The sequence below is a fragment of the Roseovarius sp. genome, from assembly GCF_018066915.1.
Classification (GTDB): domain Bacteria; phylum Pseudomonadota; class Alphaproteobacteria; order Rhodobacterales; family Rhodobacteraceae; genus Roseovarius.
Genome location: NZ_JAGPVV010000059.1, coordinates 1 through 19,947 on the forward strand (window position 1 = coordinate 1; position 19,947 = coordinate 19,947).

At 64.6% G+C, this 19,947-nt stretch carries 19 protein-coding genes; 7 read left to right on the forward strand and 12 right to left on the reverse strand.

What is annotated here, in order from left to right; genetic code table 11:
• The first annotated feature begins 57 nt into the window (after positions 1-57).
• Entirely contained in the window at positions 58-1,290 is a 1,233-nt protein-coding gene (locus KBT70_RS03510; protein ID WP_296628847.1) for a mandelate racemase/muconate lactonizing enzyme family protein, read from the forward strand.
• 3 nt (positions 1,291-1,293) lie between these two features.
• Here the strand turns inward: KBT70_RS03510 and KBT70_RS03515 are convergent, their stop codons facing one another.
• Entirely contained in the window at positions 1,294-2,214 is a 921-nt protein-coding gene (locus KBT70_RS03515) for a LysR family transcriptional regulator (protein ID WP_296628849.1), read from the reverse strand.
• Between the two features lie 105 nt (positions 2,215-2,319).
• Here KBT70_RS03515 and metF point away from each other — a divergent pair, with 105 nt between their 5' ends.
• From metF to ptsP, 4 genes are all read left to right on the forward strand, one after another.
• A complete protein-coding gene (metF, locus tag KBT70_RS03520; protein WP_296628851.1) occupies positions 2,320-3,186 on the forward strand; it encodes a methylenetetrahydrofolate reductase [NAD(P)H] in 867 nt (288 codons plus the stop codon).
• Between the two features lie 61 nt (positions 3,187-3,247).
• Positions 3,248-3,739: a PaaI family thioesterase gene (locus KBT70_RS03525; protein WP_296628854.1), complete on the forward strand. Its 492-nt coding sequence runs from the start codon at positions 3,248-3,250 to the stop codon at positions 3,737-3,739.
• An 82-nt stretch (positions 3,740-3,821) separates the two neighbouring features.
• Positions 3,822-5,060, forward strand: a complete 1,239-nt coding sequence (locus tag KBT70_RS03530; protein WP_296628856.1) for an aspartate kinase — start codon at positions 3,822-3,824, stop codon at positions 5,058-5,060.
• Positions 5,061-5,127: 67 nt separating this feature from the next.
• Positions 5,128-7,371, forward strand: a complete 2,244-nt coding sequence (gene ptsP / locus KBT70_RS03535; protein ID WP_296628858.1) for a phosphoenolpyruvate--protein phosphotransferase — start codon at positions 5,128-5,130, stop codon at positions 7,369-7,371.
• A 22-nt stretch (positions 7,372-7,393) separates the two neighbouring features.
• Here the strand turns inward: ptsP and KBT70_RS03540 are convergent, their stop codons facing one another.
• From KBT70_RS03540 to KBT70_RS03555, 4 genes are all read right to left on the reverse strand, one after another.
• Positions 7,394-8,590 (reverse strand): biotin/lipoyl-binding protein, encoded by a 1,197-nt coding sequence (locus KBT70_RS03540; RefSeq protein WP_296628860.1) that lies wholly within the window; start codon positions 8,588-8,590, stop codon positions 7,394-7,396.
• Positions 8,583-8,957, reverse strand: a complete 375-nt coding sequence (locus KBT70_RS03545; protein ID WP_296628862.1) for a hypothetical protein — start codon at positions 8,955-8,957, stop codon at positions 8,583-8,585. Before KBT70_RS03545 ends, KBT70_RS03540 begins: the two co-directional genes overlap by 8 nt.
• Before the next feature lie 110 nt (positions 8,958-9,067).
• Positions 9,068-9,838, reverse strand: a complete 771-nt coding sequence (locus tag KBT70_RS03550; protein ID WP_296628928.1) for an EcsC family protein — start codon at positions 9,836-9,838, stop codon at positions 9,068-9,070.
• A 68-nt stretch (positions 9,839-9,906) separates the two neighbouring features.
• Positions 9,907-10,392, reverse strand: coding sequence for an N-acetyltransferase (locus KBT70_RS03555; RefSeq protein WP_296628877.1), 486 nt, complete (start codon positions 10,390-10,392; stop codon positions 9,907-9,909).
• Positions 10,393-10,481: 89 nt separating this feature from the next.
• On the opposite strand from KBT70_RS03555, the gene KBT70_RS03560 reads away from it, so the two are divergent.
• Positions 10,482-11,087 (forward strand): flavin reductase family protein, encoded by a 606-nt coding sequence (locus KBT70_RS03560; protein WP_296628881.1) that lies wholly within the window; start codon positions 10,482-10,484, stop codon positions 11,085-11,087.
• A gap of 67 nt (positions 11,088-11,154) precedes the next feature.
• Here KBT70_RS03560 and KBT70_RS03565 read toward each other — a convergent pair whose 3' ends face one another.
• A complete protein-coding gene (locus KBT70_RS03565) occupies positions 11,155-12,819 on the reverse strand; it encodes an iron ABC transporter permease (RefSeq protein ID WP_296628884.1) in 1,665 nt (554 codons plus the stop codon).
• Positions 12,820-12,896: 77 nt separating this feature from the next.
• Complete coding sequence (gene cobT / locus KBT70_RS03570) at positions 12,897-13,913, reverse strand: nicotinate-nucleotide--dimethylbenzimidazole phosphoribosyltransferase (RefSeq protein WP_296628886.1); 1,017 nt, start codon at positions 13,911-13,913, stop codon at positions 12,897-12,899.
• A gap of 78 nt (positions 13,914-13,991) precedes the next feature.
• On the opposite strand from cobT, the gene cobS reads away from it, so the two are divergent.
• Entirely contained in the window at positions 13,992-14,750 is a 759-nt protein-coding gene (gene cobS / locus KBT70_RS03575) for an adenosylcobinamide-GDP ribazoletransferase (RefSeq protein WP_296628889.1), read from the forward strand.
• Between the two features lie 57 nt (positions 14,751-14,807).
• Here cobS and KBT70_RS03580 read toward each other — a convergent pair whose 3' ends face one another.
• From KBT70_RS03580 to KBT70_RS03600, 5 genes are all read right to left on the reverse strand, one after another.
• Complete coding sequence (locus KBT70_RS03580) at positions 14,808-15,317, reverse strand: CarD family transcriptional regulator (RefSeq protein ID WP_008280623.1); 510 nt, start codon at positions 15,315-15,317, stop codon at positions 14,808-14,810.
• Positions 15,318-15,608: 291 nt separating this feature from the next.
• A complete protein-coding gene (gene fdxA / locus KBT70_RS03585; protein WP_008280624.1) occupies positions 15,609-15,947 on the reverse strand; it encodes a ferredoxin FdxA in 339 nt (112 codons plus the stop codon).
• Positions 15,948-15,999: 52 nt separating this feature from the next.
• The gene (locus KBT70_RS03590) at positions 16,000-16,380 is read right to left on the reverse strand and encodes an RNA-binding S4 domain-containing protein (RefSeq protein WP_296628896.1); all 381 of its coding nucleotides are present in this window, start codon (positions 16,378-16,380) and stop codon (positions 16,000-16,002) included.
• 4 nt (positions 16,381-16,384) lie between these two features.
• The gene (locus KBT70_RS03595; RefSeq protein ID WP_296628898.1) at positions 16,385-19,333 is read right to left on the reverse strand and encodes a helicase-related protein; all 2,949 of its coding nucleotides are present in this window, start codon (positions 19,331-19,333) and stop codon (positions 16,385-16,387) included.
• Positions 19,334-19,354: 21 nt separating this feature from the next.
• Complete coding sequence (locus tag KBT70_RS03600) at positions 19,355-19,915, reverse strand: tetratricopeptide repeat protein (protein ID WP_296628899.1); 561 nt, start codon at positions 19,913-19,915, stop codon at positions 19,355-19,357.
• Between the last annotated feature and the right edge of the window lie 32 nt (positions 19,916-19,947).

Here is a 19,947-nt window from a genome sequence, read left to right on the forward strand (position 1 = left end):
CCCCCCCCCCCGCTCTCCGCACCCGAACCCGCCTACAAAGTCTGATAGGACACAGCCATGAAGCTCAGAGACCTTGATATCATCGTGACCTCCCCCCCCGCCCCCGGCTGGGGGGGGCGCTATTGGATTCTTGTCAAGCTGACCACCGATGACGGGATCACCGGCTGGGGCGAATGTTATGCCGCGAGCGTCGGACCAGAGGCCATGCGCGCGGTGATCGAGGATGTCTTTGCCCGTCATATGGAGGGCGAGAACCCCGAGAACATCGAGCTGATGTTCCGCCGCGCCTATTCGTCTGGCTTCACGCAGCGCCCGGACCTCACCGTGATCGGGGCGTTTTCGGGGCTGGAAATCGCCTGTTGGGATATCCTTGGCAAGGCGCGGGGGCGGCCTGTCTGGGCGCTCTTGGGGGGCAAGGTGAACCCGCGCATCCGCGCCTATACCTATCTCTATCCCCTGCCCCATCACCCGATCACGCCATTCTGGACCTCGGCCGATATGGCGGCAGAGAGTGCGGCGGACTGCGTGGCGCGCGGCTATACGGCGGTCAAGTTCGACCCGGCTGGCCCCTACACGCTGCGCGGCGGGCATATGCCCGCGATGACGGATATATCGCTCTCGGTCGAGTTTTGCCGCAAAATCCGCGCGGCGGTGGGCGACAAGGCCGATCTGCTCTTTGGCACGCATGGGCAGTTCACCACAGCGGGCGCGATCCGTCTGGGCCAAGCGCTCGAGCCGTATTCGCCGCTCTGGTATGAAGAGCCGGTGCCGCCCGACAATGTGACCGCGATGGCGCAGGTGGCGCGCGCGGTGCGTATCCCCGTGGCCACCGGCGAGCGGCTGACCACCAAGGCCGAGTTTGCGCCCATTCTGCGCGAAGGCGCGGCGGCGATCCTGCAACCGGCGCTGGGGCGCGCGGGCGGCATCTGGGAAATGAAGAAAGTGGCGGCGATGGCCGAGGTTTATAACGCGCAGATGGCCCCGCATCTCTATGCCGGGCCGGTGGAATGGGCGGCGAATGTGCATTTCGCAGCCTCTATCCCCAATCTCCTGATGTGCGAGAGCATCGAAACCCCGTTTCACGATGCGCTGATCAAGGGCAGCATCCGGGTTGCGGGCGGCTATATCACCCCGCCCGAGGCCCCCGGTCTGGGGATCGAGGTGGATGAGGATCTCGCGCGCGCCAATCCCTATCGCGGCACCGGCCTGCATCTCGAAATGCAGGAGGCCCCATGCGATTATACCAATGGCAACAGCTTTGCCGGGGGGGCGCCGCACGAAGAGGGCTGACGCTCAGCCCCCTGCCCCATCGCCACGTTGCAGGCGCACCGGGATTTCGCGCGCAAGTTTGAGCAGATAGGCCATATAGGGCTTGTCTGAGTCATCGTCGCGGATCGCGGCATAGAGGCGCTTGGTCTTGCCGGTGGGGCCGAGGGGGCGGGTCACGTAATCCGTGCTGGTCTTGACCTCGCGCACCACCCAATCGGGCAGCACGGCAACACCGCGATTTGAGGCGACCAGAAGCAGGATGACCGCCGTCAATTCCACCTGTCGGATGCTCTTGGGTTCGACCTTGGCCGGGGTCAGCAATTCGGTAAAGACATCAAGGCGGGAGCGGTCGACGGGATAGGTGATCAGCACCTCATCGCGGAAATCCGCCGCCTCGACATAGGGTTTTTGCGCCAGCGGATGCTGGCTTGAGGCGACAAAGACCGGCTCGTAATCAAAGAGCGGCTTGAAGCTGATTCCCGGCAGATCCTCGGGGTCGGACGAGACCACAAGATCGACCTCTTCCTTTTGCAGCGCGGGCAGCGCATCAAAGGCCAGACCGGGGCGAATATCGACATCGACCTCGCCCCAGGTCTTGCGAAAGCGTTCCAGCACGGGAAAGAGCCATTCAAAACAGGCGTGACATTCAATGGCGATATGCAGCCGTCCGGCGCTGCCTTCGCGCAGGCCTTCGAATTCCTGCTCCAGCGCCTCAATCTCGGGCAGGATTTTTTCGGCCAGTCGCAGCAGGCGCTGACCGGCGGCTGAAAGGCGCAAGGGCTTGGAACGCCTCACAAAAAGCTCGACGCCGGTCTGATCCTCCAGCCCCTTGATCTGGTGGCTGAGCGCCGATTGGGTGATATGCAGCAGGTCTGCCGCCCGCGCCAGCCCCCCGGCCTGATGAATGGCACGGATCGTTTTCAGGTGTCGGAACTCGATGTGCATTATTAGCGAACCTCATTCAAACCATGAATTTAATGAAGTTGTCTCACATTGCTGCACCTGCAACAAGGGGACAACAGATTTCACTCCTGCACAGGATGACCCCAGATGACAACGCCGCGTATCTCCTTTGAATTCTTCCCGCCCAAGACGCTCGAGGCGTCGTTTCGCCTCTGGGAAACGATCCACACGCTTGCCCCGCTCGATCCGCGCTTTGTCTCTGTGACCTATGGCGCGGGCGGCACCACCCGCGAACTGACGCGCGAGGCGGTCGGCACGCTGCACAAGGCGACGGGCCTCAATGTGGCGGCGCATCTGACCTGCGTCGATGCCAGCCGCGCCGAAACGCTCGAAATTGCAGAGCAGTTTGCCGCCGCGGGCGTGTCCGAGATCGTCGCCCTGCGCGGCGACCCGCCCAAGGGGTCGAACGGGTTTGTCCCCCATCCTGAAGGTTTCGCCAATAGCTGCGAGCTGATTTCGGCGCTGGCGGATACCGGCAAATTCACCATCCGCGTGGGCGCATACCCGGAAAAGCACCCCGAAGCGGTGGATCAAAAGGCCGATATCGACTGGCTCAAGCGCAAGATTGACGCGGGCGCATCCGAGGCGATCACGCAGTTCTTCTTTGAGGCCGAGACCTTCTTTCGGTTCCGCGATGCCTGTGCGGCGGCGGGCATCAATGCGCCGATCATTCCGGGCATTCTGCCGATTGAAAACTGGGTCGGCGCGCGCAAATTCGCGCTCTCCTGCGGCACGCAGGTGCCGGCTTGGCTGGATGATGCCTTTGACAAGGCCATCCGCGACAACCGGCATGACCTGCTGGCGACCGCACTGGCGACTGAGCTCTGCAGCGACCTGCTCGATGGTGGGGTCGAAGACCTGCATTTCTACACGCTCAATCGTCCCGAACTGACCCGCGATGTCTGTCACGCGCTGGGTGTGACGCCCAAGGTCCGGCTGCGCGACGTCGCCTGACCGCTTGCCGATAGGCACGGCCCCGCCTACCCTGCACCCCGCAGGGACAGGAGGGGCCGATATGCCATCACATCACGCGACATCGCTGGACGAATTGCCGGACATGACGGCGATTTTGGCGCGCTCCGGGCTTGAGTTCATCGAGGACATGATTGCGGGCCGCCTGCCCGGCCCCCCGATCGGGGCCACGCTGGGGTTTTCACCCATAGAGGCCACGCGCGGGCATGTGGTGTTTGAAGGGGCTGCGCGGTTCGACGTGACCAACCCGATGCGCGGCGTGCATGGCGGCTGGTATGGGGCCATTCTCGACAGTTGCATGGGCTGTGCGGTGATGACCGCGCTCGAGCGCGGCGAGACCTACACGACCCTCGAATACAAGGTGAACATCATCCGCGCGCTGCCGCTGGAGGTGCCGGTTGAGGCCATTGGCACGCTCGAGCACAAGGGCCGCTCGACCGCCGTGGCGCGGGGGGAATTGCGCGGGCGCACCGATGGGCGGCTCTATGCCACCGGCACGACCACTTGTCTGGTGATGCGCCCGGACAGCGCATAGCCGCCCCCGGCGCAGCACCCCCTTGCACAGCGCCTTGCCCGCGCGTAAACCGCGCCCGATACTTCGGCTCAGGACTGCACCCATGCCCGTTCTCGTGATGAAATTCGGCGGCACTTCGGTCGCCAATATCGACCGCATCCGCCGCGCCGCCAAGCGCGTGGGGCTGGAAGTGGCCAAGGGCTATGACGTGATCGTCATCGTCTCGGCCATGTCGGGCAAGACCAACGAGCTGGTGGGCTGGGTCAATGAAATCTCGCCGCTGCATGATGCGCGCGAATATGACGCCGTGGTCAGTGCGGGCGAGAATGTGACCGCTGGTCTGATGGCGCTCACCTTGCAGGAAATGGATATCCCGGCGCGCAGTTGGCAGGGCTGGCAAGTGCCGCTCAAGACCAATTCCGCGCATTCCGCCGCCCGGATCGAGAGCATTCCGACCGACAACATCAATGGCCGGTTTGCCCAAGGCATGCGCGTGGCCGTGGTGGCGGGGTTTCAGGGGATCAGCCCCGAGGGGCGGATCACCACGCTGGGGCGGGGCGGGTCGGACACGACCGCCGTGGCCTTTGCCGCCGCCTTTGACGCGGAGCGCTGCGATATCTACACCGATGTGGACGGGGTCTATACCACCGACCCGCGCATCACCTCCAAGGCGCGCAAGCTGGACAAGATCGCGTTCGAGGAAATGCTGGAACTGGCCTCACTTGGGGCCAAGGTGCTGCAAACCCGTTCCGTGGAACTGGCGATGCGCTATAATGTGAAACTGCGCGTGCTCAGCAGTTTCGAGGAACCATCTGATGAGGCCGGCACGCTGGTCTGCGCCGAGGAGGAAATCATGGAATCAAAGGTTGTCAGCGGCATCGCCTATTCCCGCGACGAGGCGAAAATGACCCTCATCTCGGTGGCTGACCGCCCCGGCATCGCCGCCGCCATCTTTGGGCCCCTGTCAGAGGCGGGCGTCAATGTCGACATGATCATCCAGAACATCGCCGAAGAGGGGCGCACCGACATGACCTTTTCCTGCCCCACGGATCAGGTTCTGCGCGCCGAAAAGGCGCTGCGCGAGGCCAAGGAGCGTGGCGACATCAACTATCATGACCTTGTCGCGGATACCAACGTGGCCAAGGTGTCTGCGGTGGGCATCGGCATGCGCAGCCAATCGGGTGTCGCGGCCAAGATGTTCAAGACGCTCAGCGATGAAGGAATAAACATCAAGGTGATTGCAACCTCCGAGATCAAGATTTCCGTGCTGATCGACCGGAAATACATGGAACTCGCGGTGCAGGCGCTGCATGATGCCTTCGAATTGGACAAAGCGGCCTGACCCGGCCACGGCATCGCCGCCACCGGGTCCGGCCAATCCCTGACTCCACCCCGGGGGACTGCCGCCCATGACCGAGCACTTCAAGACCGACAGCCGCCAGATGCTGGGCCGCCTGCGCGCCATCATGGCCGAGGACGCGGGCGGGCAGACGCGGCTTGACCAGATCACGCGCCTGATTGCCGAGGAGATGCGGATCGAGGTCTGCTCGATCTATCTCTTCCGTGACGAGGATACGCTGGAACTCTGCGCCACCGAGGGCCTCAAGGCCGAAGCCGTGCACCAGACCCGGATGCGCATGGGCGAGGGTCTCGTGGGTCGCGTGGCGCGCACCGGCGAGGTGATCAATACTGACAACGCCCCGGCAGAGCCCGGCTTTCGCTATATGCCAGAGACCGGCGAAGAGGCCTATTCGTCGTTTCTGGGCGTGCCGATCCAGCGGCTTGGCGAAAAGCTGGGCGTTCTGGTTGTGCAATCGAAACAGGCGCGGCTCTTCTCGGACGAGGAAATCTATGCGGTCGAGGTGGTCGCCATGGTTCTGGCCGAAATGGCCGAACTGGGCGCGTTCGTGGGCGAAGGGGCCGCCATGTCGGCCCGCCACCAGCAAGCAGTGCTCTTTCGTGGGGCCAGCGCGCAGGAGGGCACGGCGCAGGGCCGTGTCTGGCTGCACGAGCCGCGCGTGGTTGTGACCAACCCCATCGCCGATGATCCGGTGCGCGAATTGGCGCGGCTGAATGAGGCGGTCGAGACTCTGCGCGTGGGCGTGGACCGCATGCTGAATTCCGCCAGCGGAGGCGACAAGGATCAAACCGAGGTTCTGGAAACCTATCGCATGTTCGCCAATTCCAAAGGCTGGATGCGCCGGATGGAGGCCAATATCGACAGTGGTCTGTCGGCAGAGGCCGCCGTGGAAAAGGAGCAATCCGCCGCCCGCGCGCGCATGACCCAAGTGACCGATGCCTATCTGCGCGAGCGTCTGCATGATCTTGATGATCTCTCGAACCGCCTGCTGCGTATCCTGACCGGGCAGGGCAAAGAGACCGGCGCCGACATGCCGCCCGATCCAATCCTCATCGCGCGCAACATCGGTCCGGCGGAATTGCTGGATTATGGCCGCAGCCTCAAGGGGATCGTGCTCGAAGAAGGCTCGGTCGGCTCTCATGCCGCGATCGTGGCGCGGGCGCTGGCGATTCCTTTGGTGATCCATGCCAATCGCATCACCACCGAGGCGCTCAATGGCGATTTGATCCTTGTCGATGGCGATCAGGGCATCGTGCATTTGCGCCCCGACGATACGGTCGTCTCGGCCTTTCGCGACAAGATGGCGATGCAGGCCGAGGCGCAGCAGCGCTATGCCTCGATTCGCGACAAGCCTGCCGAAACGCTCTGCGGTCAGCGGATCAAGCTCAAGATGAACGCCGGGCTTATGGCGGACCTGCCCAGCCTTGTCGGATCAGGCGCCGAGGGGGTTGGCCTCTTTCGCACCGAATTGCAGTTTCTGATCCGCAACCACATGCCCAAGCGGGCCGAGTTGTCAGAGCTCTATTCGCGGGTGATGGATGCCGCAGGCCAGCAGCGCGTGGTGTTCCGCACGCTCGATATCGGCTCGGACAAGGTGCTGCCCTATATGAAGCCCAATGACGAGCCGAACCCGGCGATGGGCTGGCGTGCGATCCGGGTGGGGCTGGACAAGCCGGGTGTCATGCGGATGCAGCTTCAGGCGCTCATTCGCGCGGCCAAGGGGCGGCCTCTGACGATCATGTTTCCGTTTGTGGCGCAGCGCGACGAGTTCAGCGCCGCCCGCGCCGAAATGGACAAGGCGCTGGAACGCGAGCGTATTCTGGGCCATCCGATCCCCGAACAGATCGAAGTGGGCGCGATGCTGGAAACCCCGTCGCTGGCCTTTGCGCCGGATGCGTTTTATTCCGAGGTGGATTTCATCTCGGTGGGCGGCAATGATCTCAAGCAGTTCTTCTTTGCCGCCGACCGCGAGAACGAGCGCGTCCGCCGCCGCTATGACACGCTCAACCTCAGTTTTCTCAATTTCCTCGAAGGCATCGTCTATCGCTGCGCCACGCTGGGCACGCCGCTGAGCTTTTGTGGCGAGGATGCGGGACGCCCGATCGAGGCCGCCTGTCTGGCCGCCATCGGGTTTCGCACGCTCTCGATGCGCCCCGCCTCGATCGGTCCGGTCAAGAGCCTGTTGCGGCGCATTGATCTGGGGGAATTGCGCGAGATCATCCATGCCGAGCGCGCGCGGGGCGCGCAGAGCGTGCGCCCGGCGGCGGTGGACTATCTGCGCGAACAGATGTGAGGGGCTGAGGCCTGGACAGGCCTCAGTGCCCGCCGCCCCCGGCAAGGCCCACGCCCGACACCAGCGATCCCCAGACCTTGATGCGCAGGCCGACCGCCTTGATCACGCCCGTGGCCGCGATGACATGGCCAACAAATCCGGGCAGGTTGTTGGTATAGGTCTGCACCATGCAGCCGCTGCCATCGAGCATGATCTTTTCATGCTCGGGATGTTCCAGCTCCAAATACACCAGGATCGAACCGCGCCGCAGCATTTCGGCAGGGTCCATCAGGCGGCCGCCGGGCACGATCTGCCCCGTGGAAATCGCCGGCTGGACAGAGACCACCCGCGCGGGCAGGACCGCATTGCGAAAGGACAGGCTGAGGTTGCTGTCGCAGGCAATCTCGGCGGGCATGCCGGGATAAATCGTGTTGTTCGCCGCCTGCGCAAAGCCCGCCACGGTCCGCACGGGCCATCCTTCGGGGCGGTCCGGGATGATCATCATCGCGGGGCTGAGGATCAGGGTCGAGGCGGGGCTGCCAAGGCTCATCGCAAGCTGGGTGACGATGCCGCCCGAATAAGCATGCACCTCGGTCTGCGCGAGTGCTGCCTCGGCGCTGTGCAACATGGCCTCGGCGGCGCGTCGCTGAGCCGGGAGGGTTTCGGAAATATCGGTCTCGGCCAGCGCCACCTGCGCTTCTGCCGCCGCCAGCCCGGCCTCGGCAATGGCAACCGAGGATTCCAGTTGGCGCACCGCGTCGCGGGTGCCCACGTTGCGCGTGACCAGCGTCAGCGCATTCTCGAGATCGACATTGAGCTTGTCGAGTGAGGCCTTGGCCTCGACCACCGAAGCCTGCGCCACCTTGAGTGTCTCGGCGGCCTTGGTTTCGGCGGCCTTGATCTTGCCGAATTCCGCCTCGGCCTGCTCTAGGTTGGCGCGTTGGCTGCGGTCATCGACCCGGAACAGCAGATCACCCACCTCGACCCTCTGACCATTCCGCACGTTCAGCTCTGTCACCGGCCCGCTGGCCTGTGCCACCACGGAAATGGTGCGAAAGGGGACAATCCCCGAATAGGATTTGGGGTGGAAATAGAAGATGACGAGGAAGAGGAAAAAGGCCAGCACCGCCCAGATCAGCACCGCCGTGCGCATGTTCCAGACGGTCAGCGCCTCGCCCCGGCGCTTGAGCTGAAAGTAGCGGATAATGACCGGAAAGGACGTCAGCAAAAGCTCAAACATGGTCGTCCTCGCCCGTCTTGGAGGCTTGATCATGCGCCGCGTCCGGGGCCGCGCCGCGCAGGTTGAACCGCGACCAATCCGCCATGAGCGCAATCAGGATCGCACTGATCGGCAAGAGAATATGGAAATGCCCAAGCGGAAAGATCTCATAAAGCAGGGCAATGGTCAGCATCGTGGGGATTGTTTTCGCAAGCGGCGTGCCGTGCGATTCGCGTTCGGCCCAGCGGTCAAAGGCCGCGTAAAGCGTGACGAGCGCGTAGATACCGACGATGATCAATGCCAGCGACAGCCATGCCAGAACATCACTTTCGCCCGGTGCCACGAACCATCCCGGCGGCGCAGCCCCATGTTCCCCTGTTGTTGCCATAGATGAAATCCAAAGTGACCAATGGAATTCAGCCTATGAGTTACATCCATAATATCAAGAAAATTATCGGGACGACGGTCCATCTTTGGGCGCGCGCAACGGGGCTTGGATCAGGTGACGCGCCCCTGCGCGTCCTCGGCCCTTGCGCGAAACTCGGCAATCAGGGCCGCATGGTCGCGACCTGCGTCAATGGCCAGCCGCCGCAGCCCGAAATGCACCTGCGCCATGTCCTGATAATAGCGGGTATAGGCATAGTTGGTCGCCGCCCCCGCCGCGGCGCCCAGAATAGGCACCGTCTGCGCCGCGAGCTTTTGGCCCAAGACCGCCGCCAGACGCGGGGCCACCCGCGCAATGAGCGCGTTGAGTGCGGGGCCTGTGACCGTCATCCGGCTGCCCAGAAAGCCCAGATTGGCCCCATCGTCGCGCTCGAGCGGCCCTGCCGCGCCGAACACCTGCACCGAATCGAATCGCACGGCGGGCTCGGACGGGTCAAACCCGTGTTCCGCCGCCACATCCTGAATGGCGCGCAAGAGCACCGTGACCGTGATCGGCAATTCGGCCAGCGCCGTGGGCAGGCCGCCCATGCCGCCCACCGCCCCCATCGAGGTGGTCAGCGCGCGGGCCATCCATCCGGGCTGATCGCCCACCACCCCGCGCGAGCGATGCGCCATTTCGGCGGCACGGCGCAGCGCCTCTTCGGTGGTCTCGTTGAGCCGCGCGCGCAAGGCTGGCGGCAGCCGGTCAAGCAGCCCCTCGGCACGACCGCCCACAAGGTTGAGCAGGTCAATCACACCATTGCCCGCCTGCGCGTTGCGCGCCACCAGCGCGCGCAAGCGGCGCTCGGTCTCGGCCTCGTCAATCGGTCGGCCCAAAAGCTCCATCCGCGTGCCCCACCTCAAGTTTCAAGCCACAGGTTCCAAGGTTGAACTGGCCACGACAGCCGTTGAATTCAAGCGTCGCGCGTCACTTTGCCGGCTACACCTTCCCACGCGCCGGGGCGCAGTTCCAGCCCCAGAACACGCTCGGGGTTGGTGGGGGGCGGCATTTCCACGGCTCCGAGCTTGGTAAAGCCAAAGCGGCTGTAATAGGGCGCATCGCCCACGAGGATCACCCGCTCCCATCCCAGCGCCGCCGCGCGCTCCAGACTGTCGCGGATGAGCAGCCCGCCCAGCCCCTCGCCCTGATGGGTGGGATGGACAGCGACGGGACCCAGTAAGAGCGCGCGCGCAGCGCCGACCTGAACAGGCCAAAAGCGGATTGCCCCGGCCAGAATTCCCATGCCATCGCGCACAACAAGGCACAGATCGCGCACCGGGGGCACATCGTCGCGCAGCCGGTAGGACGACAGCGCCTCGCGCCCCGGCGCGAAACACAGGTCATAAAGGGCCTCAACCTCCCAGTAATCAACGGGTTTCTCCGTCTCGAGGGTGAACATGCCGCGCGTTGCCCTTGCCAAAAATCGACTGGCCATGCGCGTAGCACGACGTTACGACGGGCACAAACCCGATGACCAAGGAGTGGCGGATGTTTTACCGACCCGAAGAGGGCCATGGCCTGCCCCACAACCCGTTCAACGCCATCGTGACACCCCGCCCGATTGGCTGGATCTCGAGCCGTGGGGCGGACGGGCAGGACAATCTGGCCCCCTATTCGTTCTTCAACGCGGTGGCCTATGTGCCGCCACAGGTGATGTTCGCCTCGACCAGCGCCAAGCCGGATCGCGGCGACACCAAGGACAGCGTTGCCAATATCCGCGAGACAGGTGTCTTTTGCGTCAATATCGTGAGCGAGGCGCTGCGCGACGCAATGAACCAGACCTCGGGCGCATGGGGGCGTGAGGTGGATGAATTCACCGATGCAGGGTTGGAAAAGGCGGATTGCGAAACCATCGCCTGCGCCCGCGTGGCCGCCAGCCCGGCCAGTCTGGAATGCAAGCTGACGCAGATCGTGCAATTGCCCGGCGCGGCGAATTTCGTGGTCTTTGGCGAGGTGACAGGCGTGCATCTGCGCGATGACTGCATGGTCGACGGCCGGTTCGACGTGACGCGGTTCAATCCGCTGACCCGGCTTGGGTATCAGGATTATTCCGTGATCCGCGAGACCTTCAGCTTGAAGCGACCGGGGGAATGAGGGCTTAAACCGGCTTTACTGTCTGGGGCGACAAGCAGCGCAGGGGGTGATTGGGGTGAATGTTACCTCACCCCGCCGAAATCGCTGTGCCCAGCTTGGCCGCGCGCCGCCCCATGCTCTCGCGGCCCAGCGTGCGGCAAAGAATGAGCACCGGAATGAGGCCAAAGCCCACCAGCACCAGCGAGGGCACCGCCGCCTCCGAGAGGCGCTCATCGGCGGCGAGGCGATGCGCCTGCACCGCCAGTGTCTGGAAATCAAACGGATGCAGGATCAGCGTCGCGGGCAGTTCCTTCATCACATCGACAAAGACGATCAGAAGCGCCGTCAGAACCGAAGTGCGCGCCACCGGCAGATGCACCCGTGTCAGCAGCTTTGGCCCCGGCTGACCCAAGGAACGGCCAATCGCATCAAGATGCCCCGGCACCGTCGCCATGCCACTGTCATAGGCATTGAGCGCCGCCGCCATGAACCGCACCACATAGGCCATGATCATGAGCCAGATTGATCCGGTGATCAAAAGCCCGGTGCGGATGCCGAATGTCTCTTGCATGAAGGCGTCGATGGCGTTGTCCAAACCCGCCATCGGCACCATGAGGCCCACCGCAATGACACCACCGGGCACCGCATAGCCAAGCCCCGCCCCCATCACCAGCCAGCGCGCGCTGCGCCCCGGACGGGTGCGCGCGCGAAACCCCACAAGGATCGCCCCCGCCACGGTCAGCACCGCCGCCACGCTAGCCAAGAGCAGCGAATTCGACATGAACCCAAGATAGCGTGCCGAAAGGATATTCTGACCCGAGCCGATGGCCATTTCCCCCAGCATGATCACCGGGATGATGAACCCCAGCAGCACCGGCAGGAAACAGAGGGCAAAGGCCCCCCAGCCCGCCGCACCGCGCAATTCGGGGCGTTCCATCGTCTCGAACCGCGCGCCGCGTCCGGCGGTGCGTGAACGCCCCCGGCTTGCCCGCTCCAGCCCCGCCAGAAGCAGCGCAAAGCTGAGCAGGCAGAGCGCCAGTTGCGCCGCCGCTGCGCGGTCGCCAAGGCTGAACCACGCCTGATAGATGCCGGTGGCAAAGGTCTGGACGTTGAAAAACGCCACCGTGCCGAAATCGGCGATGGTCTCCATGATCGCCAACAGCGCGCCACCCGCAATCGCCGGGCGCGCCATTGGCAGGGCCACGCGCCAGAACGCCTGCATCGGCGAGCGCCCGAGCGTGCGCGCCACAAGGAACGCATTGCCCGATTGCTGCCGGAACGAGGCGCGCGCAAGGAGGTAGACGTAAGGATAGAGCACGATTGTCAGCATCAAAGCCGCCCCGCCAAGGCTGCGCACCTCTGGAAACCAATAGTCGCGCGGCCCCCAGCCGGTGATGGCGCGCAATGCGGTTTGCACAGGGCCGGGATGGTCAAGAAAATGCGTATAGGCATAGGCCATGACATAGGCCGGAAATGCCAGCGGCAGCGCCAGCGCCACCTCCAGCACTCGCACACCGGGAAAGCGGTAGACCGTCACAAGCCAGGCCGTGACCGATCCGATCACCGCCGTGCTGACGCCGACGATCGCCACCAAGGTCAGGGTCGTTGCGGTGTAGCGCGGCAGGACCGAGGACAGCACATCGCGCCACGTCTGCAGATCGCCGGCAAAGGCCGCGAGCGCCGCCGCAAGGATGGGCGCCACGCAGAGCGCGACCACGACCCAGGCAAGGCGGTGCAGAAGTTTTTCGCTCATGGGCCTGATGCTCCGGCATAATCCGACGGTTTTTATCAGTATTCCGGGGCGTCAGGCGGGTCAAGCGGATGCGGCCCTCACGCCCCTGACACGCCTGCCTCGGCAAAGGTGGCCATGCCGGAATGACAGGCGAGCGCCGCCTGCACCACACCCATCGCCAGCACCCCGCCTGATCCCTCGCCCAGACGCAGGCCAAGCGACAAGAGTGGCACCTTGCCCAGTTCCTGCAAGAGGCGCGCATGACCCGGCTCGGCGCTGACATGCCCGGCGACGGCATGATCGAGCGCGCCGGGACAGTCGGCGTCCAGACAGGCCGCCGCAGCGGTGCAGATGAACCCATCGAGCACGACCGGGATGCGCAGCAGCCGCGCCCGCGCCATGGCCCCTGCCATCGCCGCCAATTCGCGCCCGCCCAAGCGGCGCAAGACCTCGAGCCCGCCCGCGCCAGCGGCGTCGTTGACGGCCACCGCCCGCGCCACGATCTGCGCCTTGTGCGCCAAGGCCGCATCCGCCAGCCCCGTGCCGCGCCCGGTCCAGTCAACGGCGTCGCCGCCGTAGAGCGCCAGCGCGATGGCTGCCGCAGAGGTGGTGTTGCCGATACCCATCTCGCCTACGACCAAGAGATCAGAGGCCGGGTCCACCGCCGCCCAGCCGGTGGTGAGCGCGGCAAGAACCTCCGCCTCTGACATGGCCGGGCCAAGGCTGATGTCGCCCGTGGGCCGCTCGAGATCGAGCGCCACCACATCCATCCGCGCGCCGACCTGCGCCGCCAATTGATTGACCGCAGCACCCCCTGCGCGGAAATTGGCCACCATCTGCGCGGTGACGGCCGCAGGAAAGGCGGACACGCCTTGCGCCACGACCCCGTGATTGCCCGCAAAGACAATCACTTGCGGTGCTGTCACCCGCGCCCGCGCCGCACCGCGCCACCCGCAATACCAGAGCGCCAACTCCTCGAGCCGCCCCAAGGCACCGGGGGGTTTGGTGAGCTGCGCATCGCGCGCTTGCGCGGCCTGCGTGACCGCCGCATCAGGGCCGGGTGCCCCGCGCAAGAGTGCGCCGAATTCCGAGAGCGAAGAGAAGGCGCGCGTCATGCAAAGCCTCATTGATTGTGATCCGCCCTTTCTGTATCGCAGGCAGAGCCTCCGCCCCAGACGAAAAAGGGCACGCCCATGGCAGAAAACGACAAGGCCTTGATCCGCCTGAGGGATATGCCCCTCGCGCTGAGCCTGCTCAGCCGTCTGCCGGTGCCGCTGCGGCGGTTTGACCGAGGCGCGCGCGCGGCCTGGGCCTATCCGCTGGCGGGGCTGGTGCTGGGCGGGATGGCGGCATTGGGGGGGCTGATGGCCTTGGCGCTGGGGCTGCCCACGTCGCTTGTGGCGCTAATCGCGCTGGCCCTTCCCATCATTCTGAGCGGGGCGATGCACGAGGATGGTCTGGCCGATACCGCCGATGGCCTCTGGGGCGGCTGGACGCAAGCGCGGCGGCTCGAGATCATGAAGGACAGCCATATCGGCAGCTATGGCGTGATCGCGCTCATCCTGTCGCTGGGCGCGCGCGCTGTGGCACTCTGGCTGCTCTATGAGAGTGGTCCGGCTGGTGCGACGGTCGCCATTCTGGCGGCTGCCCTCTCGTCGCGCGCGATGATGCCGCTGGTGATGTGCGCCCTGCCCCATGCCCGCGCCACTGGGCTGTCGCAGGCGCAGGGGCGTCCGCCGCTCACCACGGCCCTCTTGGGGCTGGGTGTTGCGGCGGCTTTGACCTTGGGCCTTGTCGGGGCGGCGGGGCTGGGCGCGCTGATTGCGGCGGGGCTCGTCACCGGTGCGATGGCCCTCATTGCCCGCGCCAAGATCGGCGGGCAGACGGGCGACATCCTTGGGGCGACGCAACAACTGGCGGAAATCGCGGTGTTGGTCAGCCTCTTGGCGTGAGCCATGAAAAAAGCCGCGCCTGATAGCGCGGCCCTTTCCAAACAGGTGTGGCAGGGATCACGCAGCGCGCGACACCAGCACCTCATCCACTTTGCGCGCGGCCAGAACCTCGTCCCCGCCCGAAACGGCAGCGACTTCGCGCGTCAGACGCTCGAGTGCGGCCTCGTAGAGCTGACGCTCGGAATAGCTCTGCTCGCGCTGATCGTCCGAGCGGTGCAGGTCGCGCACCACCTCGGCAATGGCAATCAGATCGCCAGAGTTGATCTTTTGCTCGTATTCCTGCGCCCGACGCGACCACATGGCGCGCTTGACCTTGGCCTTGCCTTTGAGCGTGCTCATCGCCTTGGACACGACATCGGGGCTGGACAATCCACGCATCCCGATTTCGGTGGCCTTGTTGGTGGGCACCCGCAGGGTCATCTTGTCTTTTTCAAAGGAGATCACGAACAGTTCCAGCGTGATGCCGGCGATTTCCTGCTCTTCGATCGAAACGATCTGGCCCACGCCATGCGCGGGGTATACAACGTAATCATCGGGGCGAAATTCGGACTTCTTGGTCTTCGACATTCAGGTCTTCCTCGCAGGGCTGCCAGCTCGGACGCACAAAAACACATGCCAAGGGCCAATGCGGTCCACGGTATATGTGTATCTGTCGCAGAGAAATCCACCCCCGGGCAGCAACGCGGGTGAATGGATATCAGGCACATTTGATCTTGTCATGAAACTGTATCACAAAAAACCGCCCAATGAAAGGGCGGTGTTCTGGGACAGACCATTCGCCCCTGCAAAACAAGGGCTTATCCGGTTCACATTTTCGCGCGCGGCCCGCTTTGGCGGCTGAGCGCCGCGAATCGGGTCTCACCCCCCGAGTCCGGGTGCCTCGGAAAAGTATTTCTCGAGCTTGCCCGCCTCGCCGTCGCGCTCTTCCGCCTCGGGCAGCGGGTCTTTCTTGGTGATGATCACCGGCCACATTTCCGCATATTTGCGGTTGAACTCGACCCATTTTTCCATGTCCGGCTCGGTGTCCGGGCGGATCGCATCGGCGGGGCATTCCGGCTCGCAGACGCCACAGTCGATACATTCATCGGGATGAATGACCAGCATGTTCTCGCCCTCATAGAAACAATCGACCGGGCAAACCTCGACACAGTCGGTGTATTTGCAGGCGATGCAGGCGTCGTTCACGATATAGGTCATGGCCGTCTCTCATTCTTGCCGAATTGCGCCTCACCTAATCCAGTGGCGCGGATCAATCAAGCGGTCCCGATTCATTGAGGTCGAGTTTGCGACGGTCCCGCTTGGTCGGGCGTCCTTTTCCCTCATATTTGGGCGCGGGTGGAACGCTGTCCTGCGTCACCGGGTCGCTGAGATCGTCATAGAGCGCCTGCGCCTCGGGGGCGGGGCCGCGCCGCGTGCCCAGTTCCACGATCCGCACCACCCGCACGCGGGCGGCCTGCGCGAAGGTCAGCACATCGCCCGGCCCGACCGCCTGCGCAGGCTTGGTGATCCGCGCGCCGTTGACACGCACATGACCGGCGCCGATTTCCTTGGCCGAGAGCGTGCGCGTCTTGAAGAACCGCGCCTGCCAGAGCCATTTGTCGAGGCGAATCTTGGCGGCAGGCGCGTCCAAGCAATCAGCCCTTGGTCCTCAACCCCATCAGTGCTGCGGCGAAGGGATTGTCGGGGTCGATCCGGTCATTGCGCTTCTCGGGCTTGGCGGCATAGGTCTTGGGCTGCTCTTCGCGGGGCTCGCGCGGTTTGCCTTTGCCGGGTTTGCCGCGCGGTTTGCCGCCTTGGCGCTGCGGACGATCCCGCTTTTGCGCGGCGTCGCCCTCGCTCGGGGCACCCTCTGCGGCCTGTGCGCCCTGTCCAGCCTGTGCGCCACGCGGGCCGCGGCCGCCCTGTGCTCTGCCTTGGGACGGGCGCTCGCCGCGCGGGCGGCTGGCGCGCGGGGCCCAGGTGAAGGTATAGAACACCTCGACCTCAGCGGCCGCCGCCTCTGGTGTCTGACCGGGGGCCAGCTCTTCGGCAGGGGTCTCGTCGAGCGCCGCAGGCACTTCGGCCTCAGCAACAGGCTCTGCCGCGACGGGGGCAACGCCCTCATCGGGGATATCTGCAACCACATCGCCCACCGTTTCGGCCTCTACGGCCTCTACGGCCTGTGCGGCATCGGCAGGCGCATCCACGATGGCCTGATCCACCGGCTTGATCTTTTCACGCTCGCCGCGCTCGGCCTTGTAGCCCAGCCCCTGCATCAACAAGGCAAACTGCTCGAGCGTCATGCCGGTGATCGAGAGCATGTCGGGCTTGGCCTCGAACCCGGCGCGCGTATCCTCGCTGCGCAGCATGTCGGCCAGCCGTTCCAGCATGTCGATCCGGATCGCACGCTCGCCTGCGGCGCGGTAGCCCGCCATCGTGTAATAGCCCTTAGGCGCATCGCTGCGCGCGGGCACCGTCACCAGCCCCGGCGGCGGCGCGTCGGGGAATTCGTCCATGCCTTGCGCCAGCGACCACAGCACCAGCCGCAGGCGCGTCGGCGCAGGCTTGAGCAGGAGCGGCAGGAAGACCGTGAACTGGCCAAAGCGGATGCCATGCTTGCGCAGCGCACCGCGCGCCTCTTGGTCGAGCGCCTTGACCTCGTCGGCCACTTCGCCGCGCGGAATGAGGCCCATCGCCTCGACCATGCGAAAGCCAAAGCCGCGCGCCAGACCGTTCAGCGTCTCGTCGCGCTGGATGTTCAAGAGCGGCTCGAAGAGCGTGGCAATCCGGCGGTCGATGTAATGCTGCAAGCGGCGCTGCACCTTGGCGGCCACATCGGCCCCCGCCTCGTCATCGACAAAGGCCACGACCTGCGGCTTCAAGGGATCGGCGCCGGGCGTCAGCTTGCCCACCGCCTCTTTGCCCCACAAGAGGCCCCCCTGTTCGGTAAAGTCGATCTCGGTGTCGGGGGCGTTGTAGAAACGATCCGCCTTGAGATGGAAATGCGGGGCCAATGCCGCAGCGCTCGCCTGTTGCAGCGTGCGCGCTTCCTTGCCCGCCGCCGCGCGGTCCTGCATGAAGCGGAATCCTTCGAGCCGTCCGACGAATTCGCCTTCGACGGTCACGTCACCTTGATCGTTTACATCGGCCACCATGGCTTCCTTCTGCTTGAGCCGGCGCAACAGCACGGAGGTGCGCCGATCCACAAATCTCTGGGTCAGCGCGCCATGCAGCGCGTCCGACAGGCGGTCTTCTACAGCGCGTGTCGCCCCGCGCCAATGGTTTTCGTCATCCACCCAGCCTTTTCGCTGCGCGACATAGGTCCAGGTGCGAATATAGGCCAGTCGTTTGGACAGCGTGTCAATGTCGCCATCGGTGCGGTCGATGCGGGCCACCTGCTGTGCCAGCCAGTCATCGGGCACGCGGCCATAGTCGGTAAGGTCGCAATAAATCCGCTCGAGCAGGCTGGCATGTTCGGCGGCGCTGATGCCGCGAAAGTCGGGAATCCGGCAGACATCCCACAAGAGTTTTACCGCGTTGCCGCCAATGGCGCGCTGTGCGACGTCGGATTGCTCTGCCAGCGTCTTGAGCGCGCCCAGATCATCCGCTTCGCGGGCGCGGGCCAGCAAATCGTGATCGGGTCGCGCCTCGAGACTGCCGATGAGTGCGGCCGTGGTGCCGAATTGCAGCCGCGCGTTGCGCCATTCCAGCTTGCGGATCGGGGCAAAGCGATGCTCCATGATCGCCTCGGCCAGTTCGGGATCAAGGTCCGGTGCCTCGCCGGTCACACCAAAGGTGCCGTTGTTCATCCCCCGCCCCGCGCGCCCGGCGATCTGGCCCAATTCATTGGGCTGCAAATAGCGCATCCGCCGCCCGTCGAATTTGCTGAGCGAGGAAAAGGCCACGTGGTTGATATCGAGATTGAGCCCCATGCCAATGGCATCGGTCGCGACAAGGTAATCCACATCGCCATTCTGATAGAGCTCGACCTGTGCATTGCGGGTGCGCGGGCTGAGCGCGCCCATGACCACCGCAGCGCCGCCCTTTTGCCGGCGCAAAAGCTCGGCCATGGCATAGACGTTTTCCACGGAAAAGCCGACGATGGCGCTGCGGGCGGGCATCTTGGCGATCTTGCGCGGGCCGGTATAGGTCAGTTGCGACATGCGCGCGCGGTTGAGGAATTCCACCCCCGGCACCAGGGCTGCAATGGTTTGGCGCATGGTGTGGCTGCCCAGAAACTGCGTCTCGCGCAGCCCGCGCATCCGCAACAGGCGGTCGGTAAACACATGCCCGCGCTCAGGATCGGCACAAAGCTGGATTTCATCCACCGCCACGAAATCGGTGCCCATCCCCTCGGGCATCGCCTCGACGGTGCAGACCCAGTATTGCGCGCGGTCGGGCACGATGCGTTCTTCGCCCGTGACCAGCGCCACGACAGAGGGGCCGCGCACCGCGACGATCTTGTCATAGACCTCGCGCGCCAAAAGGCGCAGCGGCAGACCGATGATTCCCGTGCGATAACCCAGCATGCGCTCGATGGCATAATGCGTCTTGCCGGTATTGGTCGGGCCCAGAACCGCGAGGGTTCTTGACTGCTCGGACATCCGCCGTGCTCCTTGATCGTGTCAGAGATCCGCGCCGCCCAGGTCCCGGGCGACGCTCTCCCGGGCCTTGGTTACGTCCTCGTGATAGGGATGTATAGCCAGCGCGCGCGAAAACGCCTCGTCTGCCAGATCAGGCTGGCCCAACTCCTCCAGCAGCACGCCCAAGCCATAGATCGCATTGAAATGCCGCGGCTCAAGCACCAGCGCGCGCTCGATGTCATGCAACGCCAAGCCATACCGCTCTTGCCGGAAATAGGCGACAGAGCGCAGGTGCCATGCTTCGGCGAATTCCGGCGCATGGTCGATGGCGGCACTCAGATGTTCGACCGCCGCAGCCATATCGCCCGCCTCGATCGCGTCCTCGCCGCGCCGCAACAAGAGGTCCATCGCGGGCGAGCCAGAGCGCGACAACTCAAGTTCGATCTCTGCGGCAATCTTGCGCGCCTCGGGGGCTTCGGCCTGAGAAAGCTGGGCAAACAGCCCATCCAGCCGCGTCTCCTCTGCCAGCGCAGGTAGGGAAAACGTGACTATCGCGACAAATGCCGCGACGATACGGTTGAGATTGAGGTTCGCTGCACCCATAACAAGGCAGAGTTTAGCGCAGATTGTCCGGT